Annotated in this window: 8 protein-coding genes; 4 read left to right on the forward strand and 4 right to left on the reverse strand. The window is 28.8% G+C overall.

Translation table 11 applies throughout. The features are described 5' to 3' along the window. From U9R42_08215 to U9R42_08230, 4 genes are all read left to right on the forward strand, one after another. A partial coding sequence (locus U9R42_08215; protein ID MEA3496004.1) for an AAA family ATPase occupies window positions 1-272 on the forward strand: 272 nt, incomplete at its 5' end. A gap of 106 nt (window positions 273-378) precedes the next feature. Continuing rightward, window positions 379-2,589, forward strand: coding sequence for a DUF262 domain-containing HNH endonuclease family protein (locus tag U9R42_08220; GenBank protein ID MEA3496005.1), 2,211 nt, complete (start codon window positions 379-381; stop codon window positions 2,587-2,589). A 16-nt stretch (window positions 2,590-2,605) separates the two neighbouring features. Next, window positions 2,606-3,082 carry a 3'-5' exonuclease gene (locus U9R42_08225; protein MEA3496006.1) on the forward strand — a complete coding sequence of 159 codons (477 nt, stop codon included), beginning with the start codon at window positions 2,606-2,608 and terminating at the stop codon, window positions 3,080-3,082. 66 nt (window positions 3,083-3,148) lie between these two features. Next, entirely contained in the window at window positions 3,149-4,813 is a 1,665-nt protein-coding gene (locus U9R42_08230; GenBank protein MEA3496007.1) for an ATP-binding protein, read from the forward strand. Between the two features lie 65 nt (window positions 4,814-4,878). Here U9R42_08230 and U9R42_08235 read toward each other — a convergent pair whose 3' ends face one another. From U9R42_08235 to U9R42_08250, 4 genes are all read right to left on the reverse strand, one after another. Then, window positions 4,879-6,132 (reverse strand): RtcB family protein, encoded by a 1,254-nt coding sequence (locus U9R42_08235; GenBank protein ID MEA3496008.1) that lies wholly within the window; start codon window positions 6,130-6,132, stop codon window positions 4,879-4,881. Continuing rightward, window positions 6,132-6,317 (reverse strand): hypothetical protein, encoded by a 186-nt coding sequence (locus U9R42_08240; protein ID MEA3496009.1) that lies wholly within the window; start codon window positions 6,315-6,317, stop codon window positions 6,132-6,134. Before U9R42_08240 ends, U9R42_08235 begins: the two co-directional genes overlap by 1 nt. 130 nt (window positions 6,318-6,447) lie before the next feature. Further along, entirely contained in the window at window positions 6,448-7,125 is a 678-nt protein-coding gene (locus U9R42_08245; protein ID MEA3496010.1) for an SOS response-associated peptidase, read from the reverse strand. A 4-nt stretch (window positions 7,126-7,129) separates the two neighbouring features. Beyond that, window positions 7,130-8,461: hypothetical protein (locus tag U9R42_08250; GenBank protein MEA3496011.1), on the reverse strand; the 1,332-nt coding region annotated here is incomplete at its 5' end.

The following is an 8,461-nucleotide window of genomic DNA, read 5'->3' on the forward strand; positions in this document are numbered from 1 at the left end:
TACCTAATGAATTAGTAGTTCAAATTAATAGTATAAAAGAAAGGGAAAGGAATAAAGAAAAAGCAAAACAAATTATTATGTCTATTTGTGCAATACGACCATATAAACTTAATGAGCTATCAATTCTACTAAAGAAAGGAGATAATTATATTAGCAGGAAATATATTAAACCAATGATTGATTCTGGTGATTTACAATACAAATTTCCAGAAATGATAAATCATCCAAATCAAGCATATTTATCGAAAAAAAAAATTAGAATGCTTGGTTGATGAAATTAAAGATAATTTAAAACGAACAATTCAAAAATATGAGTAGTGCGACATATTATGACGGGGTTATTTTGTATTTTTGTGGGAAATTATAAATATATAGATTATGAATATTTGGAAAATAGCAACAAGATGGAGTGATAAAGGAGACCCAAACTCATCAATAATAGACATTTTTAGAAAATACAATATACTTTTCGCAGGGAGAGAACAGGATTATATAAAACGTTCTGTAAAACCTAATGACATCATTGCTATCTCTGATGGTATTACAATTGTATTAATCGGAAAAGTTTTGGATGAACCTAAAATTATTACGGACTTTCCATTAGACGAGGTAGATATAAATTCAGGTCGTTTTGTTTATGAAGATTGGGTAATTGGATTTAAAGTTAGTTTGTTTGATTTAAAAAAAGAAGATTGGTTCAATTATCGACAAGGAACATTTCACGGAGTAAATGGAGAGTATAAGAATAAAATAAAATCTTTGTTTGAGAAATACAATGAAGATTATTCTATTAATTCTAAATTTTCAATAAATGCTAAAACTTGTACATTAAAATACAATTCTCAAAATGGTGGAGAAACTATTTTAAATGATAATACAAAATATGTTATCCCAATTTATCAAAGACCATATTCTTGGACAGAAGAACAAATTAGGAAATTCGTTTCAGATATTTTCAGGTCTTTTTATGGCTATGATAAAGAAACGCCACCTGAACCAATGTTTATTGGAACGATGCAACTATCTGCAAAAAAATATATTACAGAAAATAAAACAGAGCAAGACATTATTGATGGACAACAGCGATTAACTACTTTCTTGGTTTTACTAAAACTGCTAAAAAATGAATTTCCTAATAACGATGAACTTAAAAACGTAAGTCTAAACTGGATTGAAACAAGAGTAAACAATGGAGAGCAAAACATCTTTCTGTCAGAATTTATTGAAAGTGATTTAAACAGTATTACAGAAGAAAATCAAAACCCTTATATTAAAAATGCACAAATAGTAAAGGGGCTTTTAATTGACGAATTTACAGATGATGAAAACAATAAAATTGAATTTGATTTAAATGGCTTTATTAAGCATCTTCTTTCAAATATTTATTTTGTTGTTATTGAAACATTTGCTGGTTTATCGAAGACTTTACAAATTTTTGATGCAATAAATACAACTGGACTTGATTTAAATGGTGGTGATATTTTTAAAATTCGAATGTATGAATATTTAACAGACAAAAAGAATTGTGGGGAAAGTGCTTTTGATGATATTAGTAAATTATATGCAAAAATTGACAACAAAAATAAAAAGTCAAATTTGAATATATCAATCACACAAATACTAGGTATTTATCAATATATAATTATTTCAAAATATAATTTACCTAATGTTTTATATTCATTTGCAACGACTACATTTTTTGATAGATTATTTGATACAATTTTCAATATCAATCATTGGAAAAACTTTTCAAACGCAAAAAACATCGACCTTTCTCTTTCTGAAATAGACCAAATAATTGAAGTTCGTTATCAGTGGGTAGAAATGAATTATCCGACAGTTGAAGATGCTTGTTCTATAAATTTTATAAGGTGGTCAAGATACAGCCGATATTGGATTTTAATATTTGTTTTTATGTTTAGGTTTAAGGATGAAAACGATTTGGAAAGTAAATTATTCGTTTTTATAAGACAATTGAGTAAACTTTACAGCATATACAGTATTCGTTTTCAAAAAGCAATAAATGATATGCACAGATTTAATTATTCGCTTGTAGATACTATCAACAAAAAATCGGTTGAAAAAACAATTGAATTTATAAATAAGAAAATAGGCACAGCAGAAACACATAATCAAGGTTGGTACGACCTTAATTGGTTTATTGCAAATAATCTAACTCACAACAGAAAACGAAAGGATATTGTATGCCGTTTGTCCGCAATGTTGGAAGAAGATTATAAAAGTTCAGTTAATATTAATGAGATAAGAAAAAATCTGTTTTATTCAGATATAGATATTGAACATATTCAATCCTTTAATGATAAAGATATTCAAGAAAGAGATAATATCAAAAAAGAATGGGGTGATGAACTAAATTCATTAGGAAATTTAATGGTTATTGAAAGTCATATAAACCGTTCAATTAATAACAAACCTTACGGATTTAAAATAAAAAGGTATACTGATAGCAAATATAAAATTGCAAAAAAACAAGTCAAAGATTTTCCCGAATGGGATTTAGTTAAAGCAAAGAAGAGAAAACAAGCAGAAATAGAAAAATTATACGCTTATATGTTTGAGAATAAATAAGCCAAATAATCTAATTATTATGACCACCTTCACAGCAATAGATTTTGAAACAGCAAAAGGGAACCGAAACTCTGCCTGTGCCGTTGGTATAATTACCGTAGAAAACGGAAAAATAACCGAAGAGTATAATGTGCTTATTCAGCCACCAGATAATGATTATTTTTGGAAAAATATTGAAATTCATGGAATTAATCCAGAAGACACGGCCAATGAACCAAATTTCATGGAATTGTATCCTGAAATAAAGAAACGCTTGCAAGGAAAAACACTTGTAGCTCATAATGAATCATTTGACCGAAGTGTGTTACAGAAAACTATGGCACATTACGGCTTGAATTATTCGGAGTTAAATATTGCCGATAGTTGGGAATGCACTTATAGAATATACGGAGAAGCCTTGAATGTATGTTGTGATAAATACAATATTGAACTTAATCATCATGAAGCACTTTCTGATGCACGTGCTTGTGCTAAGCTTTATTTAAGAAGATAATTTTACCTCGACACACTTTGGCGGATACCACCCGTATCTTTGTACTAAAACTTAAAATATACAGATATGGGAAATAGTATTAAAATAAAAGTATTGAACAGTATCGGAAAAATATACGATGAATCAAAAGAATGTAAACTTGAAGACTCTTTTTTTACAAATATAGATAACGATTTATCTTTTCTTTCTGAGTATTTCAGAACAACTAAAAGTCAAACTTTTTTTATAGCATTGGTATTTACCTTAAATTATACGGGGAATACAGTTGATTTAAACGACCTTACAAGATATTTCAAGTGCAATCCTATGAAGATACTCAAATACAATGATGATTTTGAGTATTTATACTCTAAAGGTATTTTCGAAAGAAAGAAATCACAGTATGCAATGAAATTAGCTGGAACTAATGACCAGTTTACAATTAATGAAAAAATTACAGAAGCAATTCTGCAAAATAAACCCATGCCTGAAATTAAACAAGAAAAGATTGAGGATGTTATTGGATTACTTGAAAAGCTATACAATATTGCAGAACAAAGAGATGATGATGAAATATCTACCGATCAATTATTTAAGCAAACAAAAGAGATTATTTCTGAAAATCTACATTTCCCATTAATTAAGAAAGTTGACCAGTTTAATTATAACATCGAAGATACCTACTTATATCTTTATTTAATTTGGAAAACCTTATCAGGAAGAAGATCTACTGATATAGGTAAAGCATTGGAAGAAATTTATGATGATCCTTCAAATCGTTTAATATTCATGCAAAGTATTTTATTTAAAGAAAATGTTTTGGTCAAGAACAATTTGCTTGAAATTATTGAGGCTCGGTTTTTTAACGATACTAGAATAAAACTAACAGACAACTCACTTGATGTATTAAATGAGTGTGGTATAAAGCTTTTTGTAAATAAGAAGAAAAAAGAAAATATTTTGTTACCAAATGAAATTCCTTTTCGGAAGTTAATTTTCAGTGAATCAGAAATGAAACAACTGTTTTTACTAAAAGATTTATTAGATGATGTTAAATTAAGAGAAACTCAAAAAAGATTAATAGAAAAGAACTTACCCAAAGGCATAACTGCTTTGTTACACGGTGCACCGGGAACAGGTAAAACAGAGATTGTAAAACAAATTGCAAAAGAAACAAACAGAAAGTTGATGAAAGTTGAAATCAGCCAGTCAAAGTCAATGTGGTTTGGTGAAAGTGAAAAAGTCATAAAGCAAATATTTACAGATTATAACTCTTTTGCTAAAAAATGTGAACGTATGCCAATATTACTTTTCAACGAGGCTGATGCAATTATATCAAAAAGAAGAGAACTCGGAGATTCAAGTGTTGCTCAGACTGAAAATGCAATACAAAATATACTTCTTGAAGAGTTGGAAAATTTTGAAGGCATTCTAATTGCAACCACAAACTTGGCAAAGAATCTTGATTCTGCATTTGAAAGGCGATTTTTATTTAAAGTCCAATTTCAAAAACCCAATGCTACAATTAGGACTAAAATTTGGAAATCAAAATTACCTTTCTTAGATATTAAAGATTGTTTTTTATTAGCTGATAAGTTTAATTTTTCAGGTGGACAGATTGATAATATCCTTCGGAAGAATGAAATACATGAAATAATTCATGGAGAAAAAGTTAATCTTGAAAATTTAATGGTTTTTTGTTCGGAAGAAACTTTAGTCAACAACAGTAGGAAAATAGGTTTTAAAAATTAAAAACAGACGAGTCCATATTTTAATAATGTACTATACATTGAACAAGGCAATAAAAAATATTTTTTTTACATCGCCTTGATATTCAATATCGGTTTTACCCTTTCAATTATTTTAGCACTTGGTTTTATCAAACTTTCTATTAGTTTTGAATCTTTATAAACGAAAGGACTTTCATCCAAAGTTTTTTCACTTATACAACTGGAATAAACATTTTTCATTGAGTTTTTGAAAGCTTCCAAGTTAACAGTTTTTTTTGCTTTTGTACGAGACATTATTCTTCCTGCACCATGTGGAGCGGAAAAATTCCAACTTTCATTTGTTATTCCTTCACAAATCAACAAACCGTCACGCATGTTAAAAGGAATTATCATTTTTTTTCCACTGTAAGAACTTATCGCCCCTTTTCTGATTATAAAATCGTTGAAGTCAACATAGTTGTGTACCGATTCAATTTCTTCTATAATATTTTCTATCTCCAAAACTTTTATGATTCTTTCAAGAATTGTTTTTCGGTTAAGGGATGCATAATATTGTGCAAAAATCATATCCGTAAGGTATTGCATCATTTGATTGCCTGTTAAAAATGCAAGCTCTTTGTTAAAGTCTATGGGAAAATCAATTCTTAATTCCTTAATTTTTTGCTTTATTTTTTTCTTGTCTTTTGTCGTTTTTTTAATCCGTTCAACTTCTTTTTTATATTCAAAAGAAGGTGTTTTTGTAAAATTATTTATAGCAACTTTTTGCCAGTAATCAGCTATTCGTAATCCAAAATTTCGTGAACCTGAATGAATTGTCAAAAAATAATTGTTATTGCTTTTACCTATTTCAATAAAATGATTTCCCCCGCCTAAACTACCTATGGAATTGTAAAAAGTTTCTTTTTTTATTCCAACTTCTTGAATTTTATTTTGCAACCATTCATTACTTATTTCAGTAGGCAAATAATTTGTGTTAAACTTTTTATTAAATTGAGATACAAAGTTCGAGACCGCTTTGTTTGGTATTGACAAGTCAAGATTTTTCAAAACAGGCTTAGGATGAATTTTAAAACCCATTGGAATAATTTTCTTGATTTTTTTGTCCGCTTCAGGAATAGAAAAATTTAGATTACCACCAAACTTTACTGAAATCATTCCACAACCGATGTCAACACCAATTACGTTAGGAATAATTTTTTCACTTAATGGCATTGTAAATCCTATTACCGAACCTTTGCCTGCATGTGTATCGGGCATTATTACAACATCCTTGGTAAATGCACTATGGTCAATCATGTTTTGTATTTGCTTTATGCACTCTGGTTCAACATCGTTGATCATTATTTTGGCGGTTGTATATTTACCTTTAAGGGGGGTTCTATACATACATTTCTTTTAAGAAACAAAGATAATGAATAAGATGCAAGGCACAAAATTTTCTGAATAGCCGTAGCTATTGAGAAAATTTTTAACGCAGTCAGATTGTTTATTATCTTTGTTCCCAAAGGGTTTTCAGAGTTTTTCATATACTTCTTCAAAACTTTTTACATTATCCCGATAGTGTTTCAAATTTTTTCATTGTCTATAAAAAACTCTGGAAATCTTAATGCGAATGTATGTATAGAACCCCCCTTAAGTTCAATCATTTGTATAAATTTAAAAAAGTCCTGTTTTTTCTGTTGTTTGAATTAATTCAGGAGAATTATTTGAAGGCAAATTTACTAATTTTGAAACAGGATGTGCCATCATTTTTTCAGCAGAAAAAGCTTTTAATAAATTTTTTGCATCAGCAACAGAAAGGTTTTCATTAAGCCATTTATGCTCATCTTCTTTGTTTAAAATCACAGGCATACGATTGTGAATTTTTCCAACTAAGCTATTTGGTTCTGTAGTAATAATTGTAAATGAATTTATTACTTCATTGTTTTTGTTTTTCCAACTGTCCCATAATCCTGCAAAAGCAAACAAACTTTCATTTTTCATATAAATTCTGTAAGGCTGTTTTTCTTGTTTTATTTTTTTCCATTCATAAAAACCATCCGCAACAACAAGGCATCTTTTGCTTTTAAATGAGTTTCTGAATGAAGGTTTTTCTGCAACGCTTTCCGCCCGTGCATTTATAAGTTTTACAGCAATTGAAATGTCATTTGCCCAAAAAGGAATTAATCCCCATTTAAAAAAGTTGAGTTTAGTGGGTTCTGTATTTGTAATTACCGGTAAAAATTGTGTTGGTGTAGCATTATAAATAATTTTATAAATATTTTTTTCTACATCAACATGAAATCTTTCTGTTATTTCATCAATCTTTTTTGAAATAATAAATCTTCCGCACATAAATTTATTTTCTTATTTTATAGCCATACCAAGTGCCTTCATTGGAATTACCATCTTCGGCAACAAAAATTAATCCATTAGCAACAGATAAAGAAAAAGCATAATTTCCTTTTTTTAAACGAACTGATTTTATGTATTTTCCTTCAAGGTTATGAATATAAACAAGCCTGATTAATGCATTCCAAGTATAAATGTGCTTATCGTCAACAGCAACTACCAGACTACCTCCTTCCAATCCTTTACCGTGCTTTAATCCCGTTATTGTTTTTATAAGTTTTGTACTTTTAAAATTATAAATTTCCAGTTCACCTTCATTAAAATAATATAATTTTTCTCCTTTATGTCCTAATGCTGTAACAGCTTGTGGGTCTATTTGAAAGTTTGTGCTTGCTTGCTCAACTTTTCCGTTTTTTAAATTTGTTATTTTATAAATGTTGTTTTTCCTTTCGTGAGTTTTTATATATAAATCTTTATTTGAAGCATCATACATTATCGATCTCATATCCCAGTTCCAAGGATATGATTTTTTAAAAACACCTTTTGAGTTATATTCATTAATTTGTCCTTTTGAAGCAAAGCCTCCATTAATTGTATATAATCGATTTTTATATTCGCAAAGATGCATATTGTGAGTATTGAGATTGTCTGTAAAAGTAATTTCAGGCTCAAGAGTTTCTACTCCTATTAAATCATCAATTTCATATCCATACCATTGCCCGTCATCGTAATTCCCATCAAAAGCAGTAAATATCATATTGTTGGCATAAGACAAAGAAAAACCATAATCACCGTCAACTATCCTTATTGTAGAAATATAATTTCCGTTTAAATCATAAATATATATTTCCCTTTTTTTGCCGTGCCAAGTAAAAATATTTTTGTTACTAACAGCTATTGCATTGCTTCCTTCGAAAACATCCTTGCCACATTTTATATTTTCAAATGTTTTTAATAATTTTCCTGTAGAGAAATCATAGATTTTTACTTTGCCATTGTCATTAAAATAAAGTTTTTTACCATCAGGGGAAAGGTCAACTGTTGCTTGTTCACTGGTAATTAATTCTTTGTGAATTAATTTGTAAGCTCCAATCTCAAAATTTGTTATTTCGTAAATGTTGTTGTCGTAACAATAAAGGTAAAATTTCTCTGTATTTTCGTTGTAAATAATACTCCTCATATCAAGATAAATATCATAGGTTGCAATAAAATTCCCTTCAATATCATACTTGTTAATTAAGCCTTGATCTGTTATACCACCATTTACCGTGTAATAATATTCACCGTCAAAACAAATGTGCATGTTGTGAGTATTAGCATAATCGTCAATTATAATTGA

Source organism: Bacteroidota bacterium (assembly GCA_034723125.1).
Classification (GTDB): Bacteria; Bacteroidota; Bacteroidia; order CAILMK01; family JAAYUY01; genus JAYEOP01.